Origin of the sequence: Burkholderia diffusa (genome assembly GCF_902499115.1) — a bacterium.
Lineage (GTDB): Bacteria > Pseudomonadota > Gammaproteobacteria > Burkholderiales > Burkholderiaceae > Burkholderia > Burkholderia diffusa.
The window spans coordinates 68,494-87,845 of sequence record NZ_CABVPN010000024.1 but is presented as its reverse complement, the minus strand read 5'-3'; the positions used below and the strand labels follow the sequence as shown (position 1 = coordinate 87,845).

Genomic DNA, 19,352 nt, shown 5'->3' with positions numbered 1-19,352 from the left:
GGAATGGTGGGCCGTGGAGGCGCCACGCGTCTATGAGACGGATCCGAAAATGGGTGCCGTATAAGGCTCGCCTCATTTCGATGCAAAAAGGCGGCGATGGCTAATGGGCTTCACGGAACTTGCGCGTGTATCGGCGAGTTGCCGACGGCACGCCAGCATGAGCACGCAGGCGTGGTGAAGCGGTGTGCTTAGCCGACGTGTGAGTTGACCCGATATTTAAGCGAACGGAAAGTCGCATGCGCGTGGGCATGCCGATAGCGCATCGAATTGCGCCAAATTGCAACTAAACGCGATGCAACCAGCCAAGCCAGTGTTCGAGCAGCGGTGCACGCGTCCACAGCGACTGCGCGAGCCACAGCGTGCCGCCCCATGCGGCGGCCACGACGATCAGGTCGCAATGCCCGCTGTTCCACAGGTTCAGTGAATGGCGCCGCCAGATCCACGGCACGCCGAGCGGATTCGGCCAGTCGGCGAGCAGATGCATCACGCCGCCGCACGCGAAGCCGAACAGCGGCGCGGCCCACAGCGGATGCGGATGATGGATGAGCCCGTGCCACCCGAGTGCGAGCAGCGCGATCCAGCCGATGCCCCAATGCGTGACGGTGCGGTGCGTGATTCACAAGCGGCGCTTGCGGGTCCACCAGGCGACTTCGAGCCAGTCGGGCGCGGTGCCGCCCGCGACGCCCGCCGCGAATGCGGCGAACATGCCCAAATGCCACGGGCCCGTGGCGCCGGTTTGTGCGACGAGGACGGCGGCGGCGACGCCGGCCGCGAAGCCGGACGCATGATGCGCATTGTGTGAAGCCATAGGAAGCGAGACGAAGAAACGTGAAGCTGCGCGTGCAAGAAAAAAATGATGCGGCGCGAAAGCGGGGCGCTATCTTCGCAGATCGTCCGTTGCAGTGGGAGCGATGTTTGCAGATTTTTTTGCGCAGACTGCGCGGCGTGCCGCGCAGTTCGCAACTTTCGGTTTTGTGCACTGCGTGATGCTGCGTATCGCGTGCAATTTCGACCGATCCACCGGCCTGTTTTGACACTTCGACGTGACCACGCGCGCACAACGCATGCGCTTTCGTTGCACGTCATGTGTTCGACCCTTTTTGTCCCCCTATACTACGAAACCGGAGATGGCCGTCGGCATGCCGGCGGTCGTGAGCGGAACAGGTGCCTTTCCTGCCTGAAGGAGATCCACATGGGAGACATGCAATGACTATGCTGAATCGCTTCAAATCATCCGCTGTCGTGCTTGCGACGGTGGCCGGCATCGGTTTCCTGCCGAACGCGCCGGCCTATGCGAAGGGCCCGCAGCCGGCGGTCCTGACGAGCGCGGCGGTCGCCGTGGCCGACAAGTACAGCGCGGACGCCGCGGAGCGGATCTTCAAGGAAGGCGGCAACGCGATCGACGCGGCCGTCGCGATCGCGTTCACGCTCGCCGTCACGTATCCGGAAGCCGGCAACATCGGCGGCGGCGGCTTCATGACGATCTACAAGGACGGCAAGCCATACTTCATCGACTACCGCGAGCGTGCCCCACTCGCCGCGACGAAGGACATGTATCTCGACAAGGACGGTAACGTCGTCAAGGGCATGAGCCTGTATGGCCCGCGCGCGGTCGGCGTGCCGGGCACGGTTGCGGGCATGTGGGAAGCGCAGAAGCGCTTCGGCAAGCTGAAGTGGAAGCAGGTGCTCGCGCCGGCGATCCACTATGCGCGCGACGGCTTCGTCGTCGACGAACAGCTCGCGCAGCGCGGTGTCGACGCATCGAAGGAGTTCGGCGGCAAGACCAACTTCGACAAATATTTCTCCGGGCTGAAGGCCGGCGTGAACTTCAAGCAGCCGGATCTCGCCGACGTGCTGACGCGCATCGCGAACGACGGCGCGGAAGGTTTCTACAAGGGGAAGACGGCCGAGCTGATCGCCGCATCGATGAAGACCGGCGACGGCAACGGGCTGATCACCACCGAAGATCTCGCGCAATACCGTGCGGTGTGGCGCCAGCCGGTGCAGGCGAAGTGGAACGGCTATGACGTGATTACCGCGCCGCCGCCGAGCTCGGGCGGCATCGGCCTCGTGCAGCTGCTGAAGATGAAGGCGGACCTCAAGCAGGACTTCGAGGGCGTGAAGCTCAACTCGCCGCAGTACATCCACCTCGTCGCGGAAATCGAGAAGCGCGTGTTCGCCGATCGCGCGCAGTATCTCGGTGATCCCGACTTCTACAAGGTGCCGATCGCGCAGCTGACCGACGACGCATACATTGCGAAGCGGGCGGCCGAAGTCAACCCGAAGGAGCCGTCGGATACGAAGAGCGTGCAGCCGGGCCTCGGCACGACGATGCCGGAGAAGGCTGAAACGACGCACTTCTCGGTCGTCGACAAATGGGGCAACGCGGTGTCGAACACGTACACGATCAACGGCTATTTCGGCTCGGGCGTGATCGCCGACGGCACCGGCATCGTGCTGAACGACGAGATGGACGACTTCTCCGCGAAGCCGGGCGTCGCGAACATGTTCGGCGTGGTCGGCAGCGATGCGAATGCAATCGAGCCGAAGAAGCGCCCGCTGTCTTCGATGTCGCCGACGATCATGACGAAGAATGGCAAGGTGTCGCTCGTGATCGGCACGCCGGGCGGCTCGCGGATCTTCACGTCGATCTTCCAGGTGATCAACAACATCTACGACTTCAAGATGCCGTTGAAGGAAGCCGTCGGCGCGATGCGTTTTCACCATCAGCTGCTGCCGCCGAACACGATCTTCTGGGAGCCGTACCACCCGATCGAAGGCGAACTCGCGAAGCAGATCGAGGCTCGCGGCTACACGCTGAAGGGGCAGGACTTCAGCGGCGACATTCAGGTGATCAAGATCGACGGCAAGACGCCGGAGGCGATGGCCGATCCGCGCGGACGCGGGGTCACGCGGATCATTCACTGACGAAGGCGGCCGGATGCGCGACCGCCGCGGCGGTCGTGCCGCTGCGTGTCGCCTGACGCTCGGCCCCGGTCGTTCGCCGCGTTGCCTTCGAGGAAGCTGTCCACCGCGATCGGCGACGGCTCGTCGAGCGTGCCGCGCACGCTTTTCAGCGTCAACTGCAGATTGAGCACATCGAGATGGCGATCGAACAGCTTCTGCCGGATGCCCGAGATGTCGCGCCGCAGGTTCAGCGTTTCATACGTCGTGCCGTAGCCGACCCGGTGCGCTTTCATCGACGCGTCGTATGCGAGCCCCGCCGCCTGCAGCGATTGCTGCAGCGCAGGCATGCGCATGCCGACTGATTCGAGCGCGGACAGCGCCTCGCGGTGATCGGTGCTGAATTGCTCCTCGACTTCGCGCAGCCGGTTGCGATGCTGCTCGGTCACGTGCTCGGCTTATCCCGTTGCACACGAAGACCACGCTTGACATTCGGGCCGCCGAATCGGACGCTGGCGTCCAATACCTTCAACATTACCGCGAACCCGGTGCTGGCCAGCGTGCTGCCCGGATTCCGCTTCTGAGGGGCGGATCGGCCCCTTTTTCATCAATTTGACGCGAGACACTGGGATAATGGTGGAGTTTGGCTGCGTCAATTGAAGGAAGGAGGCCGCATGGACGATAACGATTCCCGCACCGAGACCGACAACTTCACCGATACGGCATCGCTTGATTCGCGCCGGCGCCGTTTCGAGGAAGACCTCGTCGACGCGTACGACGAAGAACTCGAAATGGAGCTCGACGACCGCCGCTTCGACAACGACGAGGATCTGCTGTTCTCGGCGGAGCGCCGGGAAGCGCGCAAGCAGTATTTCCGCGAGCTGTTCCGGCTGCAGGGCGAACTCGTGAAGCTGCAGGACTGGGTCGTGAGCACGGGGCACCGGCTCGTCGTGATTTTCGAGGGGCGCGACGCGGCAGGCAAGGGCGGCGCGATCAAGCGCATCACGCAGCGCCTGAACCCGCGCGTGTGCCGCGTGGCGGCGCTCCCGGCACCGAGCAACCGCGAACGCACGCAATGGTATTTCCAGCGCTATGTCGCGCATCTGCCGGCCGGCGGCGAAATCGTGCTGTTCGATCGCAGCTGGTACAACCGCGCGGGTGTCGAGCGCGTGATGAATTTCTGCACCGACGATGAATACGAGGAGTTTTTCCGCTCGGTGCCCGAGTTCGAGAAAATGCTCGTGCGTAGCGGGATCCAGATCGTCAAGTACTGGTTCTCGATCACCGACCACGAGCAGGAGCTGCGCTTCCAGAGCCGGATCGAGGATCCGCTGAAGCAGTGGAAGCTAAGCCCGATGGACCTCGAGAGCCGCCGTCGCTGGGAAGCGTATACGGCCGCGAAGGAAGAGATGATGCTGCGCACGCATATTCCCGAGGCGCCGTGGTGGGTCGTGCAGGCGGTCGACAAGAAGCGCGCGCGGTTGAACTGCATCCACCACCTGCTGACCCAGGTGCCGTATCACGAGGTGCCGCGGCCGACGATCGATCTGCCGCAGCGCGAGCACCATGAGGACTACATTCGCCGTCCGACGCCGGACAGCATGATCGTCCCTGACGTCTATTGAGCGGTTCGGGCCGGCTGGGTCGACCACTGAGGCGCGCCGTGCAATGCGGCGCGCATCATCCCCGGATCGGGAATGCGGCTTGGTTGCCGTAATTTCACAGGTCGGGGAAGCCTGAGCGCCCCTGCGTCAAATCGAACAGTTCGGTCTTGGCAGCCGCCTCGGCCGTTTCCGGCAGCTTGATCACGAGCCTCACCGTCATCCCGTACGCGCTGTCCACCAGCTCGTAACCCGCCTGCTCGATCCAGCGGCGCACGCGTGCCTCGTCCGGGTAGCCGATTTCGATCGCGAACCGCGCGTGGCGAATGCGTTCGACGCGCTCGGCATCGAGCAGCGCCGAGGCGATCGCATCCGTATAGGCGCGCACCAGGCCGCCCGCGCCGAGCTTCACGCCGCCGTAGTAGCGGACGACCGCGCCGAGCACGCCGTCGAGATCGTGATGACGCAGCACTTCGAGGATCGGCCTGCCGGCGGTGCCCGACGGCTCGCCGTCGTCGGACATGCCGGACTGGCCGCCGGCAAGCAGCGCCCAGCACACGTGGGTGGCCGTCGGATGCTCGTCGCGCAGGCGCTGCAACGCCTGCATTGCGGCTTCGCGGTCCTCGACGGGGATCGCGAATGCGATGAAGCGGCTCTTGCGGATTTCGAGTTCGGTTGTGCGGGAAGCGGATAAGGTGTAAGTCACGTTGATCGTCGTCGGCATGCACGGGGCATGCAATGGCTAGCCCGCATTGCGGGCGCTTTCTGTCGCGGCCGAGGTGAACGCGGTGCATCGGCATGCGCGTGGCTGGCCGATGAACGGGACGGCCACGCGGCGGCGTCAGACGAAGGATACCGCGAGCGGGCGCGACGGCGGTGAAACCTCTCGCGACGCGCACCGAAATGGAAGCGGGATTCGGCACGGACGATGGCTTCCAGGTCGTGACGGACAGCTTCGAGCGGCCGTCGATCGAGGTCCAGGTTGCGCTCGACGCGCGCAAGGGGCGTGCATCGACGGCGGGCTTCGTTCGACTCGAGACCGTCGACATCGCTGCGGATGCCGATCTCGAAGCGACATTTGCACGGGAGATTGCGTGCAATCGCGAAGCGGCGGCTCAGCCGGGCGTCTTGGCGGCCGCCGTCAGCATCGAGCCGGCGCACTGGAAGGTGACGCGGGCGCACGTGTCGGAGCACGAGCCGGAGGACGGCGGCGCAGGCACCGTGTATCAGGTGCTGCATCTCCCGCGGCCGTTGCTGGAGACGCCCGAACGGAGCCAGTGCCGATGCGGTTGCCGCGCATCTGGCGGACGTGGTGGCGTCGATCGTCGCACTCGCGACGCTGATGGCGCTGGTGCTTCGATAGCTGAAGCAGCAGTCGGGCGCGCGAGTGCCCGGCGTACGGAAAGCGGAAGCGCCGCACCTCACGAGCGCGGCGCTTCCGATCACTTCCGCGGCTCAGCTCCCCTGCAGCCGGATATCGCGCGACGATGCGCCCACATACACCGTCCCGCCCGGCACGAGCTTCCATCCGTTGCGCGACGTGTCCCACACGCTCTGCATCCGCGGCGACACGGTCACGCGTACATGCCGCGCCTCACCCGGATTCAGCCGGATCTTTTCCCAGCCGACCAGCCGCTTCGGCGGTTCGTCCTTGTACGGCACGCCGAGATAGACCTGCGGCGTTTCCGCGCCGGCGACGCGGCCGTCGTTGCGCACGGTAAACGCGACACTCAAGGAACCGTCCCGTTGCCGCGACACCGACAGGCCCGAATACGCGAAGTGCGTGTACGACAGCCCGTAGCCGAATTCGAACATCGGCTTGATGTTGCGCGCGTCGTACCAGCGGTAGCCCATGTTCAGCTTCTCCGCGTAGACGGGATCGTTCTCGAACGCGCCGTTTTGCCCCCACGTCGGCGAATCCTGGTCGCGCGCCGGGAACGTGACGGGCAGCTTGCCGGACGGATTGACCGCGCCGAACAGCACGTTCGCGATGGCCTTGCCGCCGCCCTCGCCGGGATACCACGCCTCGACGATCGCCGACACGTTGTCCTTCCACGGCATCAGCACCGGATTGCCGCTCTGGACGACGACGATCGTGTGCGGATTCGCACGCGCGACGGCTTCGACGAGCGCATCCTGGTTCGACGGGTTCGCGAGGCTCAGGCTTTGCAGATCGCCGAAGTCCTCGCCGGCCGGCTGCGCGACCACGACGATCGCGACATCCGAGCGGCCCGCGAGCGCCGCGGCCTGGTCGATTTCCTGCTGCGTGTACGCGCGGAACGGCGACTGCTGGTCGCTGTTGCCCGCGAACGTGACCTGTGCCGCCGGCGCGAGCGCGCGGATCGCCGCGACGATCGGCACGTCGACCTTGAGCCACGGATTGCGCCACCAGCTGCAACCCGTCGACGACCCGAACGTCAGCCCGCCGCAGCCCGCGAACGAACCCGTCACCGGATCGCGCGTGTTGCCCGAGCCGCCGCCCGACAGCACGGCCGCGTCGGCATGGCCGCCGATCACGGCGATGCGCGACAACGCCGCGGCCGCCAGCGGCAACTGGTTGCCGTCATTCTTCAGCAGTACGATCGACTGCTCGGCGACCCCCTGAGCGAACCGGTTCGCGGCCGCGAAATCGATCGCGCCGCCGCCCTTGGCCGGATCGTCCATCACGCCGACGCGAATCATCACGGCCAGCTTGCGGCGCACCATGTCGTCGAGGCGGGCGGTCGACACGGAGCCGTTCGAGATTGCCTGCTTGACGGCGGCTGGCGTCAGGTAGACCGACGGGCCGACGTCTTCTTCCTCGTCGAGCCCGGCGTTGATCGCGGCCGCCGTGCTGTGCGTCGCGCCCCAGTCGGATTGCACCTGGCCCTGGAAGCCCCATTCGTTCTTCAGCACGTCGTTCAGCAGGTGATTGTTCTCGCACGCGTACGTGCCGTTCAGACGGTTGTAGCTACACATCACGCTGCCGGGCTGCCCGCGTTTCGCGGCGATCTCGAACGGCAGCAGGTAGAGTTCGCGCAGCGTGCGCTCGTCGATCTGCGTGTTCCCGCCCATCCGGCCGTGCTCCTGTTCGTTGCCGGCATAGTGCTTGATGGTCGCGATGACCTTCTGCCGCTGCGTCGCGAGCGTGCGCTCCGCGAGCAGGTCGCCGGCGAGCAGCGGATCCTCGCCGAGATACTCGAACAGCCGGCCGCCGCGCGGCTCGCGCGCGAGGTTGGTGCCGCCGCCGAGACCCATGCCAAACCCTTGCGCGCGCAGCTGAATCGCGACCTGCTTGCCGTAGTCGTACGACAGGCGGCGATCCCAGCTCGCGGCGACGGCGATCGTCGCGGGGAAGGTCGTGCTCGCGAGCGACGTGCTGCCGGAGCCGGTCGCCGAGTCGACCATGTTGAGATCGGGAATGCCGAGTCGGGGCACACCCTGGATGTAGCCGGCGCCGCCGCTCGGCACCTTCGACATTTCGTATTGCGAATGGATGAACTGCAGTTTCTCGTCGAGCGTCATCTTGCGCACGAGGAGGTCGGCGCGCCGCTGCACGGCGGAAGACGCGAACGCGTCGGCCGCGTCGCTCTGTGAACTGAAATCGGCGTTGCCCGCGTAGGCGCTGGTGCAGAGGGTCGCCGCCAGCACGGCGGCCGGCCAGAGTGTGTCCCGCATGTTGCTCTCCATGATCGTATTGCTCGTTGTTCGGATGATGTCTGGAGCTGCGCACGCCCGGTGGATTCGCACCGGACGCATTCGGCTGGCGATGCAGGGTGGTTGCGCGTCGGCATGCCAGGCCAGGCGGGGAATCGTTACGGCCGGTTGGGCCCGATCGAACAACGCGGACGGCGACGCGGACCGTCCGATGCTGCCGAATCGGATGTAGCGATTCTCTGCAGCGACCAATCGTACGAATGTAGTTTGACTACAGCATCGGTGTTTCTACCGATACGTACGATCTTTTTTCGATGCGATTGCTTGGCGTGGGAAAAAGACGGTCATCGTTCCCGATCCGGCGTGTGCGGCGGAGTAAGAAGTACCTGCGCGCGAGCGTCTGGCGGGGAGGGAGGTGCGGAGGTGCGTGCCCGCGCGATGCGGTTCGTTGCGCGCGCATCGAACGGAATGCCGTCGGATTCCGGCCGCCTCGGGGAGAATCGGGGCGGCACGAACGGTGCGCTAGCCGCGCCGCGCGACGGGACTGCCGGGCATCGGTATGCCGGCGCGATAGACGACGGTTGCAAGCGCCGCGGCGACGGCAGCCTCGGCCGTCAGCACGGCGGCGGCGGCGCCCACTTCGGCGAAGTACTTTGCGAGCACAGGCACGAGTACGATGTTCAGAATGCCCGATGACATGAGCACTCGCGTGAATTCGGACTTCATCCCGAGCGGCAGCATCGTCTGCACACCGAAGAGGTCGGTCATCCCGGCCATGAATGGAACGAAGGCCATCCACCGCAGAACCAGGACCGTCGGTTCGTACGAAGGCCCGTACAGGATGCGCACGGCGAGCGGCGCGCCGAAGAAGATCGCGAGCGAGATACCGAGCACCATCGCGACCTGCACGACGAACAGCTTGCGCAGGAAGGAAAACGCGTCGTTTCGCGCATGCCGCATCAGATAGCTGATGCGCGGATAGGTCGCAGCCTTCAGCGGCTGGAGCATGCTGAGCGCAGCGCGGATCAGCTTGTCGCCGGCGGCGAAATAGCCGGCCGCGACGTTGCCCGACACGAAGCCGAGCAGCACGGTGTTGGTCGACGCATAGAACGCGATCGACGTCGATGCGAGGAACACCTGCCAGCCGCCTTTCAGCGATTCGGCGATGTCGGCGAAACCGACGCGAACGAAGTCGATTTCGCGCTGGGCATACAGATAGACGGCCAGCACGAGCGCGGACAGCGTCGGGACGGCGGCGTTGACGATCATCGCGCGGTCGATGTCGGCCGGGCTGTGCACGAGCGCGAACATCGCGGGCAGGCTCAGGATGCGGCCGATGAACAGGATCACGCTCAGCGCGCGCAACTTCTCCATGCCCTGGAAATACCAGCCCGGCGTGAACGCCACGCCGGCCACCATCCCGAAGCCGATCAGCAGCAGGTCGCGGTCCTCGCCGAAGCGGCCGACGAGGACGATCAGCCCGACCAGCGCGATGAAACAGATCACCGCGATGCCGATCTGCGCATACAGCGTCGCCCAGAAGATGCGGGAGCGTTCGGCGCGGTCGTCGCGGGCGAGCGCGATGCGCGGCGTGGCGGTCAGGTCGAAGCTGTAGCTCGTGCAGTTGGTGAGGTACGCGATGACCGCCAGCGAAAACGCGAGCTGCCCGTAGCCTTCCGGGCCGAGCGCATGCGTGAGCAACGGTGCGATCAGCAGCGGCACCGCATACATCGAAATCTGCAGCGTCAGCAGCAGCAGGAAATTCTTCTTGAGGTTTGACATTCGCTTGGTCGGCGCCGTGGGTGTCGCTGGGCGGCGGCGTGCGGGCCGCCGTGCGCTCGCGCGGCCGGTCGGCGCTGACCCGGCTGCGTGGGTTCGCGGCCCGTTCCGGCAGGCGCCGGCTTCGTCCGGCGATGCCGGACACGGCCACATCGTATGGCGGTCATGATACGGGCCGAGCGGGACGACTGTGTTCGCGAGCCTACCTTTCGAGGATTCGGTACGCATGGGCGGCGCGAATCGCGACAGCGCGGGCCTCGTTGTATCGCTGCAGTGATGAATGCATTTGTAAGCTGGCGCACCGAAGAACGCTCGGGCCGAGTGCTCTAATCGAACGACTGTTTTGGTTCGTGACGGAAAGGCTTGACGACGACTCGGGCCGGCAACCTGCCGTCCCCGGCAGCGGGACCAGGACAACGCATCGCGAAGGTCGAACAAGTCGCGCAGGGGCGCGGCGAAGGTCCGTTGCCAGAAGGCCGTGCCTGGTAGCGCAGTCACATGATCGTGGAGTGGCCGATTCCGGTGGAGCCGCCGGAATGCGCGTCCGCGTCCGATAAAAAATACCGATCCGAGGAGTACCAATTGAAGCCGATAACGTTCGGCAGCTGCGTGGGGTGGCTGCACGAAGGACAGACGAAACAAGGCGTGATCCTGTGCGAATCGCTGGGTCACGAGGCTTCGTGGACGCACAAGCTCATGCGGGCGATCGCTGAGCGGCTGGCCCACGAGGGTCTCACGGTATTGCGATTCAGCTATCCGTGCACCGGCGACTCGGCGGGCGACGATCGCGACGCCGGTCGGCATGCCGCGAGCATCGCCAGCATTCACGATGCGATCGACCTGCTGCGCGATCAGGCTGGCGTCACCGCGCTGACGCTGGTCGGGATCCGCGCAGGCGCGCTGTTCGCGATGCTGGCCGCCGCGGGTGTCGGCCCGCGCCCGGCGCCGCACGTCGACGCGGTGGTAGCGCTGGCACCGGTGGTGCGCGGCCGCGCCTACCTGCGCGAGCTGTCGTTCGTGCATCGCCAGTGGCTCGATACCACGTCGCCCGCAATTCGCGTCGCGCATCGCGACGAACCGTGCATGAACGTGCTCGGGCATCGCTTTCCCGCCGATTTCGTCGAGGCGCTGAAGGCGGTCGATCTGTGCGACGTCGTGCGCGACGCGCCGACGTTGCCCGGCGCGATGTTGCTGATCCAGCCGGATCAGGGCGACGGGCCGGCATTGCGTGAAGCGTTGCTCGAGCGCGGCGTGGACGTGGCGAGCGATCCGTTCCGCGAATGGCCGACGACGATGCAGGACGGCACGCGCTCGCGCTTGCCGCTCGCGGCGATCGACACGCTCGCGAACTGGATCGCCGAACGCGCGCCGGGGAGGCCGACTGGCGTCGAGACCCCGTCACGAGCGGATCCGACGTGGAATGGAGAATCGGCCGTCGCGCTCGACTTGCACGACATGACCGAGCAGGTCGTCGCGGTCGGTCCGGACCGGCTGGTCGGCGTGCTGTGCCGTCCCGCCGACACGCGGCCGGCGAATCCGGTGGGGCCGGCTGTCGTGATCGCGAACACGTCGACGAATCCGCGCAGCGGCGAAGGGCGCTTCAGCGTGCGCCTCGCGCGCACGCTGGCACGCGCCGGCGTGACGACGCTGCGGATCGACGTGCATGGCGTCGGCGATAGCGGGCCCGCTGCGCTGGACGATCAGTCGGGCGTCGTGTATTCGGCGCAGTCGAGCGACGACGTTGCCGCTGCCGCGGACTGGCTGCGCGCCCTCGGTCACCCGGAGGTCGCCGCGGCCGGCATTTGTTCCGGCGCCTATGCCGCATTGCATGCGGCCGTGAAGACGCCGTCGCTTGGCGGCGTGATCGCGATCAATCTTGCCCGCTTCGTCTGGCCGGCCGGGCTCTCGCTCGAGTCGGTGCAGAAGCAGCGGAACAACTCGGTGCGCGGCTACTGGCTGTCGGTGCGCGACTGGCAGAAGTGGAAGCGTCTTCTGCGGGAACGGCGCGACCTTCGGCCGATCGTGCGGGCAGTGGCCGCGAATGCGATCGCGCGGGTCAGCGTGCCGGCGAAGGAACTCGCCGCGCGCGTCGGCTGGAAGCCGGGCATCGGCACGCCACGCGGCGTGATGCACGCGCTTGCGCAGCGCAATGTATGGACGACGCTGGTGTACGGCGCGCTCGATCCCGGCATCGACGATGTCCGGCGGCACTTCGGCGCAATCGAGTGCGCGTTCCGGCGCTCGCGTCACGTGCGTCTGCACCTCGAGCCGCAGGTCGACCATGCGGTGTACGGCGCGGTGGGCACGGACATCGTGATCGACCTGTGCATGCAGGCGCTGGGCCGCGACTCGGCCCGGCCGGTCGCGCGCGTCGCCGATCCGGCGGCACCCGACGCGGCCGCGCGATCGTACGCGAGCGTGTCGGTCGGGCGGTCGTGATGCGTGCTGCGTCGCACGCATCGGGCGCTTCGGGGTGCGATCCCCGTTACCTATGAAGATCGGCGTTCGGTGGGGTCCCTCACAGACGCGCCGTTCGCCGTGGTGTCCAATCCCGTATCGGTCATCGCCGGTCACGCCGCGGCATGACCGGCCGGGATGCGTCAGTCCGGATCGCCCGGTTGCTCATAGGGCGACTTCGCATAGGGCGACTCGTACAACCTGTCGCTGCGCCATACGTCGGCGGCGGGTGCGCTGACCACTTGCGGGCGATGCGGCCGCCCCGGCACGAGCGGCCGACGCAGCATGCCACGGGCGCGCGTATCGGGCTGGACGGTGGCGCTGGCGGCGGGACGCCCGAAGGCTGGCGTCGCGGCCCCGGAGGCGGTTGCAGCGGGATCGGCGGCGTCGCTTGTCGCGGCAGCTTGCGCCGAACGTTGCAGCGGTGCCGGCGGAAGCACCGCCGACGATGCGAACACCGGCGCGTCGGCCGGGACGGCGGGCAACGTCTGCGCATTGACGGCGCAGGCAATGCCGGCCGAGACGATGCAGACGAGTGACGAAAGCAACGAAGAGCAGTTCATGACGAATCGTACGGAATGACGTGCGGTGTAGAGGGAGGCGCGGCACCGCGATGCGAGCCGCGCCGGCAAGCGTAATGCCGGAACTCGCCGCGTTCGGCGGGTTACCACACAGTTTTGGAAGAGCACGATGTCAATCACTACGCAACCCGAATCGACGCCAGGGACGCCGCGGCCACGCGTGGCCGGCACCCGTCGCGCACCGTGGCTGTCGCGCATGGCGATCGTGGCGGCCGCGTGCGCGTTGAGCGCATGTGTGCTGTCGCCGGGCATGACGTATCGGGCGCCTGCCGACCGTGACGCGAATGCGCGCGTGAGCGCCGATGCGTCGGGCGCGGGCGGCCTCGACGGCGTGCAGAACGTGTCGAGCGAGGAGCTGATCGAAATCACGCCGGCATTCGTCGCGCAACAGCATGCCGGGCAGCATGCCAATGTCGACGCGGAAATCCGTCAGCTGTTCGGCAAGCCGAAGCCATACGCGATCGGCCCCGGCGACGTGCTCGGCATCGTCGTGTGGGACCACCCCGAATTGAACCTGCCGACGACGCAGACGACGGGCGGCGGCGACGGTGTGGGTGCCAGTTCGGTTGCGACCGGCTACACGGTCGACGCCAACGGCAACGTACAGTTCGCGTATGCGGGCCTCGTGCACGTGGCCGGGTTGACCGAGGCGCAGGCGCGCGCGCTGCTGACGAAGCGGCTCGGCGAATACGTGCGCAAGCCGCAGATCGCGCTGCGCGTGCAGACCTATCGCAGCAAGCGTGTCTATCTCGATGGCGAGGTGCGCACGCCGGGCCTGCAGATCGTCAACGACATGCCGATGACGCTGCCCGAGGCGATCGACCGCGCGGGCGGCTTCACCCCGACGGCCGACCGTTCGCAGGTCTCGGTCACGCGCGGCGACAGGACCGTGAACGTGAGCCTGCCGGCGCTGATCGCCGCGGGCGTCAACCCGTCGAACATCCTGCTGCGCGATGGCGATCTCGTGCGCGTGCGCGCGGCGAGCGACGCGAAGGTGTTCGTGCTCGGCGAGGTGTCGCGGCCCGCGACGCTGACGCTGACCGACGGCCGGATGAGCCTCGGCGAAGCACTCGGCGACACGGGCGGCGCGAGCCAGTACACGTCGGACGCGCGCCAGGTGTTCGTCGTGCGTCGCGGCCCGGACAACCGTCCGCGGGTGTACCACCTCGACGGCAGTTCGCCCGCGTCGTTCGCGCTGGCCGACCAGTTCCCGCTCGAGCGTCGCGACGTCGTGTTCGTCGATGCGTCGCCGTTGGTGCGCTGGAGCCGCGTCGTCAACCTGCTGATTCCGTCGTCCGCGCAGGGAGCGCTGACGGCCAAGGCGATTTCGCCGTGACACTCGTGACCCATTTCGTCATCGCGACCGCGCGTCGCGCCTACGGGACTGATGCCGTATGACTTCTTCGACCCTGCCCGACCCGCACAGCGGGCCCGCCCTGCGGCCGTCCTATCCGGTGCGCCGCTACTGGGGCATGCTCTACGGCGGCCGGCGCCTGATCCTCTGTACCGCGCTCGCGGGCGCGTTCATCGGCGCCGTGTATGCGCTGTGTGCGGCCCCCGTCTACCGGACCGACATCCTGTTCCAGGTCGAGCAAAGCCCGACCGACTCGAAATCGACGTCGCCGACCGGCGATCCGTCGTCGGTGTTCGACCTGAAGACGGACGCGTCGACCGAGATCGAAGTGCTGAAATCCCGCGCGGTGCTCGATCGCGCGATCGACAGCACCAATCTGGCCGTCGACGCACGGCCGCATTATCTGCCGCTGATCGGCTGGCGGTTCGTGAACGCGGCCGACGGGGTGTCGTCGCCGTTGCCGGGCGGCTACGTGTACGGCGCCGAGCGCATCGACGTGCCGACCTTCGACGTGCCCAAGCGCCTGCTCGGCAAGCGGTTCGCACTGACCGTCGGTGACGACGGCGCCTACACGCTGCAACGGACCGGCTGGTTCGGCCGAACCGGCCCGGCATGGCAGGGGCGCATCGGGCAGCCGCTGCATGTCGAGACGGCGCAGGGGCCACTCGACATCTTCGTTCGCGGCGTGGCCGGCAAGCCCGGCGCACGCTTCGACCTGACGCGCTACAGCGACGAGGAGGCGACGGCCTGGCTGCAGAAGAACGCGTTGATCTCGGAGCGCGGCAAGCAGTCGAACATGGTCGGCGTGACGCTCGACGGCACCGATCCCGTGCACGACAGCCGTGTGCTGAACGCGATCGGCGACGCGTACCTCGCGCAGAACACGCAGCGCAAGTCCGAGGCGGCCGACAAGCTGATCCGCTTCATGGACGCCCAGTTGCCGCAGCTCAAGGCGCAGCTCGAAAAGGCGGAAAGCCGCTTCAACGCATTCCGGGCCTCGCACGGGACGGTCAATACGAGCGATGAGGCGCTGGCGTTGCGCCAGCAGTCGGTCGACATCGAGACGCGCGTGCAGACGCTGCAGCAGCGGCGCGAGGAATTGCTGACGCGCTTCATGCCGAAGCATCCGGCCGTGGTGGCCGTCGATGCCCAGCTCTCCGACGCGCAGCGTTCGCTCGACACGACGCGCAAGCAGATTCAGCAATTGCCTGCCGTCGAACAGGGCGTGCTGCAGCTGCAGCGCGATGTGGCCGTCGACACCGCGCTGTACACGAACCTGCTCAATACGCGCCAGCAGATGATCCTCGCGCGGGCCAGCAAGACCGGCACCGTGCGGATCGTCGATACGGCGAAGGTCGCCGAGCAGCCGATCGGCCCGCATCGCGGCGTCGCCGTGATCGCCCTGCTGCTGGTGGGCCTGCTGGCAGGCGCGGCGATCGTGGTCGTCCGGCAGCGGATCGTCGGCACGATCGGCGATGCCGAGGAAATCGAATGGACGACGGGGCTGCCCGTGTTCGCGACCGTGCCGCACAGCCCGAACGCGGCGCAAGCGGAGTTGCGCCCGAAGGCCGGACGGCGCGGCGCGCGCGCGCCGGTTCCGCCGGTTGCCGTGCAGGACGCGGCGCTCGAAAGCCTGCGCAATTTCCGCGCGGCGCTGCAACTGTCGATGCCGGACGCGTCGAATCCCGTCGTGCTGATCTCCGGGCCGACGACGGGTGTCGGCAAGTCGTTCGTCGCCGCGAATATCGCGTCGCTCGTCGGCGCGGCGAAGCGACGCGTCCTGCTGATCGATGCCGACCTGCGCAAGGGATCGCTGCACGAGCGGTTCCGCTACAGCCGCGCACCGGGCCTGTCCGACGTGGTGGCAGGCACCCACAGTCTCGACGAGGCGATCAAGCGCGGCGTCGTGCCGGGTCTCGATTTCATCGCGATGGGCAGCGTCGTGCCCGATCCGGGCGAACTGCTGCTGCAGCCCGCGCTCGCCGAACTGATCGAGCAGCTCGCATCGCGCTACGACATGGTCGTGATCGACGGGCCGCCGTTGCTGCCGGTGGCCGATGCGCTGGTGCTCGGCCGCCTCGCGGGAACCGTGTTCCTCGTCGCGCGCAGCGGCGTGACTACGCTCGCCGAACTCGACGAAAGCGCGCGACGGCTCGAACACGCGCATATCGACGTGCGCGGTGTGGTCCTGAACGATTACAAGGGCGCGCCGGGACGGTACGACTATGGCTATACGGATACGAACACGCATCAGGCCGCGTCCGGGTATGCGGGGGTGATCGCGCCGCGGCAACGGGTGGAACGGGTGTCATGAACCGGAGAGCGGGCGGCGCAGGGGGCGGGCCGCGACAGCGCCCCGCGACGATGCGCAGGATGGCGCGCGTGCGCGATGCCGCGGGCGGCTATACGGGCTATTGGTGGGAAGATCCGGCGCGCCTCGTGCTGATGTTCATCCTGCCGTTGTACGGATTGCTGTCGCTCAGCTTGCTGGGAGATCAGAAGTCGATCGCGCGGATCTACTTTGATGGCTACTACACGTTTGTCGGCGCGCTGTTCCTGATGGTGGTGATGGCAGCGGCATGGCTCGCGACGACCGAAGCGCGCACGCGGCGAGGGCCGCCGCCTGCCGCGGTCGAACTGTCGCCTCGCGTGCTCGATTTCGTGTTCGCTCTTGCGCTGTTCGGCTATGCCTTGTTGCTGAGCGGCATCGTCACGCATCCTGCACTGCTGGTCGCGTTCGTCCGGGGTGAAGCGAATGCATATGACATGCTTGATCTGAAAGGGCGCATCACGGGCCTCAGCACGTTCACGCAGGCGACCGCACCGTATGTTGTCCTGTATTTCTATGTGTTCAGGAAACCGGTAAAGGGGCTGAATCGCTACAAGATCTACTTCGCCGTGCTCGCGGTGCTGACGCTGCTGCGCAGCTTCATCTTCGCCGAGCGGCTCGCGCTGATCGAAATGGTGATGCCGCTTGCGCTCATGGTCGTGCGATTTCGGCTCGGCGGCCGGTATTCGCGGTTGTTGACGTTCGGCCCGTATGCGGCGATCCCGCTGCTGTTCGGGCTGTTCATCGCGAACGAGTACAACCGGTCGTGGGAAGCCTATTACGTCAACATCTACGACAACCTGTTCGATTTCGCACTCGAACGTCTCGGTCTGTATTACTCGACGTCGTTGAATAACGGCGCGGGAATACTAAGTGTGCTGGGCTGGGGCCAGGGCCACCCGATGTTCACGTTCGACTGGTTGCTGCGCTTCCCCGTCATCGGCGCGACGTTGCAGCCGTGGCTCGACTCGGGAGACAGCATCAACCTGTTCCTGAACGGCTACGCCGATCCGGAGTTCAATAATCCGTCGGGGATTTTCGTTCACTTCTACGAGTGGGGCTGGTTCGGTTTGCTCGACGCACTCGTGCTCGGGTGGGTGGTCGGCCGCAGTTATGCGGGCTGGCGGAGCGGGAACGGGTTCTGGTGCTGCGCACACGCGGTACTGTTCGTGTCAGTCATGGAAATCATGCGGACCCCGAACCTGTTCAGCGGACGGAATTTCGTGCCGGTCGTACTGCTGATCGTCGTATTCCACTGGTTCGCCAAGGCTCGGGCACGCGAGAATCGCGCCGCGGACATCGATCCAGTGTTGTCGCGATAACAGCGAGGGTCGTGCGGTACGGGGCATGCGACCACTTTGTAGATTGCCGGGTCCCAAAACCAATATTTCCCGGAGCCACCACTTTTCATGGCTATTCACAAGCAGAAGTTTGAAATTCTGGACGGGTTGCGCGGCATTGCGGCAATCAGCGTGATGTTCATGCATTTCCTTCAGGACCTGCCGATTCCGATACTGCAGAGCGCGTATCTTTCGGTGGACGTTTTTTTCATGCTGAGTGGATTCATCCTGACGCAGGCTTACGGCGAAAGACTGCGTCAGGAATCGTGGTGGGGCGAGTATTTGAAGCGACGAGTGATACGCCTGTATCCAATGATATGCATCGGGCTCACGATCGGACTCGTGAGCCTCGTCGTCATGCGTATCCACTCGTCGGCGGCGTTTTCGTTCGGTAACCTGGCCGCAGCTTCCGGGCAGAACTATTTTCTCGTTCCGTATCTCGGTCGTTTCTCCGTGTCGGGCTTCGTCGGCGCGGCGAATCACGGCTTGCCGGCAGTCGATGACCCAGGGGTGTTTCCTCTGAATCCGCCTGCATGGTCGCTGTTCTTCGAGCTGTTCGCGAGTGTCGTCCTGATCGCGGCGTTCAGGATGAATGCGCGGAATCTGCTGCGACTGGCGTATGCATGTCTCGGCGCTTTCGTCGTGTATGGGTGGCTCGTGGGCCTCGACAACGACAAGCTGACCGTCATCCTGAATCAGGGTTGGTCTGCCGATAACTTCATCGGCGGATTCTTCAGGGTCGGCTACGGGTTCCTGCTGGGCATTGCGATCGGGAAGATGCACGACGCCGGTCTCCCGGTCAGGCCGCACTGGTTTGTCGCCGGGCTCATCAGGAACGACTACATGCTGTTTGTCGCTTTCCTGCTGATGGTCGTGTTTCCGACGTCGATCAAGGGAATCTACGCGCTTGCCGTGCTGATGTTTATCGCGCCTGCGCTGGTTTATCGGGGCGCCATGCTGGCTCCGAGCGGCAAGGTGATTGCACGTATCAGTGCATTCCTCGGCTGGATATCGTACCCGCTCTATTGCGTGCATTATCCGATCGGAAGGCTGGTGTTCGCGTATGCCCCGCATGGCGACATCCACGTCGTCAGAACGGCGATTCTTGCCGCGGGCGTTTCGATCGTCGCCGCTGCCGTCCTCGCGAAATTCGTCGAGGAGCCGATCAGGTCGTATCTCGGCAAGCGCCTGTTCGGTAATCGACGGGCCGCGGCCGGCAGCACGGTCAACGTTGCGTAACTGCGCCGATTTGCCGAGCATGCCGGCCACCGGTGGCGCGACTGCGTGAAACCATGAGTCTCGGCCGGGGCGCCGGGCAGCGCATGAGGGCAGGGCGTGTCGATCCGTTCCTTTCCCGATGACCACACGCCG

General features: G+C 66.0%; 11 protein-coding genes and 3 pseudogenes. 8 read left to right on the top strand and 6 right to left on the bottom strand.

Translation table 11 applies throughout. The annotated features are described in order from the left end of the window. Positions 1-283: 283 nt before the first annotated feature. Positions 284-808, bottom strand: a pseudogene (locus tag BTE28158_RS23455) (metal-dependent hydrolase). Positions 809-1,206: 398 nt separating this feature from the next. Here BTE28158_RS23455 and ggt point away from each other — a divergent pair. Next, a complete protein-coding gene (gene ggt, locus BTE28158_RS23450; RefSeq protein ID WP_151048814.1) occupies positions 1,207-2,928 on the top strand; it encodes a gamma-glutamyltransferase in 1,722 nt (573 codons plus the stop codon). A gap of 74 nt (positions 2,929-3,002) precedes the next feature. Here ggt and BTE28158_RS23445 read toward each other — a convergent pair. Continuing rightward, a pseudogene (locus BTE28158_RS23445) lies at positions 3,003-3,362 on the bottom strand (TolC family protein); the annotation flags it as partial. 216 nt (positions 3,363-3,578) lie between these two features. On the opposite strand from BTE28158_RS23445, the gene ppk2 reads away from it, so the two are divergent. Continuing rightward, positions 3,579-4,529 carry a polyphosphate kinase 2 gene (ppk2, locus tag BTE28158_RS23440; RefSeq protein WP_059599253.1) on the top strand — a complete coding sequence of 317 codons (951 nt, stop codon included), beginning with the start codon at positions 3,579-3,581 and terminating at the stop codon, positions 4,527-4,529. A gap of 94 nt (positions 4,530-4,623) precedes the next feature. Here the strand turns inward: ppk2 and BTE28158_RS23435 are convergent, their stop codons facing one another. Continuing rightward, entirely contained in the window at positions 4,624-5,211 is a 588-nt protein-coding gene (locus BTE28158_RS23435; protein WP_059599324.1) for an IMPACT family protein, read from the bottom strand. A 197-nt stretch (positions 5,212-5,408) separates the two neighbouring features. On the opposite strand from BTE28158_RS23435, the pseudogene BTE28158_RS23430 reads away from it, so the two are divergent. Next, positions 5,409-5,735, top strand: a pseudogene (locus BTE28158_RS23430) (DUF4865 family protein); the annotation flags it as partial. 225 nt (positions 5,736-5,960) lie between these two features. Here BTE28158_RS23430 and BTE28158_RS23425 read toward each other — a convergent pair. Next, complete coding sequence (locus tag BTE28158_RS23425; protein ID WP_151048813.1) at positions 5,961-8,162, bottom strand: glycoside hydrolase family 3 C-terminal domain-containing protein; 2,202 nt, start codon at positions 8,160-8,162, stop codon at positions 5,961-5,963. A gap of 501 nt (positions 8,163-8,663) precedes the next feature. After that, a complete protein-coding gene (locus BTE28158_RS23420) occupies positions 8,664-9,923 on the bottom strand; it encodes an oligosaccharide flippase family protein (RefSeq protein ID WP_151048812.1) in 1,260 nt (419 codons plus the stop codon). A gap of 579 nt (positions 9,924-10,502) precedes the next feature. On the opposite strand from BTE28158_RS23420, the gene BTE28158_RS23415 reads away from it, so the two are divergent. Next, positions 10,503-12,359, top strand: a complete 1,857-nt coding sequence (locus tag BTE28158_RS23415) for an alpha/beta hydrolase (RefSeq protein ID WP_151048811.1) — start codon at positions 10,503-10,505, stop codon at positions 12,357-12,359. A gap of 161 nt (positions 12,360-12,520) precedes the next feature. On the opposite strand, the gene BTE28158_RS23410 is transcribed toward BTE28158_RS23415, so the two are convergent. Beyond that, positions 12,521-12,940 carry a hypothetical protein gene (locus BTE28158_RS23410; RefSeq protein ID WP_151048810.1) on the bottom strand — a complete coding sequence of 140 codons (420 nt, stop codon included), beginning with the start codon at positions 12,938-12,940 and terminating at the stop codon, positions 12,521-12,523. Between the two features lie 127 nt (positions 12,941-13,067). Here BTE28158_RS23410 and BTE28158_RS23405 point away from each other — a divergent pair, with 127 nt between their 5' ends. The 4 genes from BTE28158_RS23405 (at position 13,068) to BTE28158_RS23390 (ending at position 19,220) form a co-directional block, all read left to right on the top strand. After that, positions 13,068-14,294, top strand: coding sequence for a polysaccharide biosynthesis/export family protein (locus tag BTE28158_RS23405; RefSeq protein ID WP_151048809.1), 1,227 nt, complete (start codon positions 13,068-13,070; stop codon positions 14,292-14,294). A 58-nt stretch (positions 14,295-14,352) separates the two neighbouring features. After that, positions 14,353-16,626, top strand: coding sequence for a polysaccharide biosynthesis tyrosine autokinase (locus BTE28158_RS23400; protein ID WP_151048808.1), 2,274 nt, complete (start codon positions 14,353-14,355; stop codon positions 16,624-16,626). Then, positions 16,623-17,963: an oligosaccharide repeat unit polymerase gene (locus BTE28158_RS23395; RefSeq protein WP_151048807.1), complete on the top strand. Its 1,341-nt coding sequence runs from the start codon at positions 16,623-16,625 to the stop codon at positions 17,961-17,963. The genes BTE28158_RS23400 and BTE28158_RS23395 overlap by 4 nt, the downstream gene beginning before the upstream one ends. Before the next feature lie 87 nt (positions 17,964-18,050). Then, positions 18,051-19,220: an acyltransferase family protein gene (locus BTE28158_RS23390; RefSeq protein WP_151048806.1), complete on the top strand. Its 1,170-nt coding sequence runs from the start codon at positions 18,051-18,053 to the stop codon at positions 19,218-19,220. The last annotated feature ends 132 nt before the right edge of the window (positions 19,221-19,352 follow it).

Bases quoted from the DNA above. Each gene is read 5' to 3' on its own strand.
- ggt (WP_151048814.1), top strand. From the start codon at position 1,207: ATGACTATGCTGAATCGCTTCAAATCATCCGCTGTCGTGCTTGCGACG.
- ppk2 (WP_059599253.1), top strand. From the start codon at position 3,579: ATGGACGATAACGATTCCCGCACCGAGACCGACAACTTCACCGATACG.
- BTE28158_RS23425 (WP_151048813.1), bottom strand. From the start codon at position 8,162: ATGCGGGACACACTCTGGCCGGCCGCCGTGCTGGCGGCGACCCTCTGC.
- BTE28158_RS23420 (WP_151048812.1), bottom strand. From the start codon at position 9,923: ATGTCAAACCTCAAGAAGAATTTCCTGCTGCTGCTGACGCTGCAGATT.
- BTE28158_RS23410 (WP_151048810.1), bottom strand. From the start codon at position 12,940: ATGAACTGCTCTTCGTTGCTTTCGTCACTCGTCTGCATCGTCTCGGCC.
- BTE28158_RS23405 (WP_151048809.1), top strand. From the start codon at position 13,068: ATGTCAATCACTACGCAACCCGAATCGACGCCAGGGACGCCGCGGCCA.
- BTE28158_RS23400 (WP_151048808.1), top strand. From the start codon at position 14,353: ATGACTTCTTCGACCCTGCCCGACCCGCACAGCGGGCCCGCCCTGCGG.
- BTE28158_RS23395 (WP_151048807.1), top strand. From the start codon at position 16,623: ATGAACCGGAGAGCGGGCGGCGCAGGGGGCGGGCCGCGACAGCGCCCC.
- BTE28158_RS23390 (WP_151048806.1), top strand. From the start codon at position 18,051: ATGGCTATTCACAAGCAGAAGTTTGAAATTCTGGACGGGTTGCGCGGC.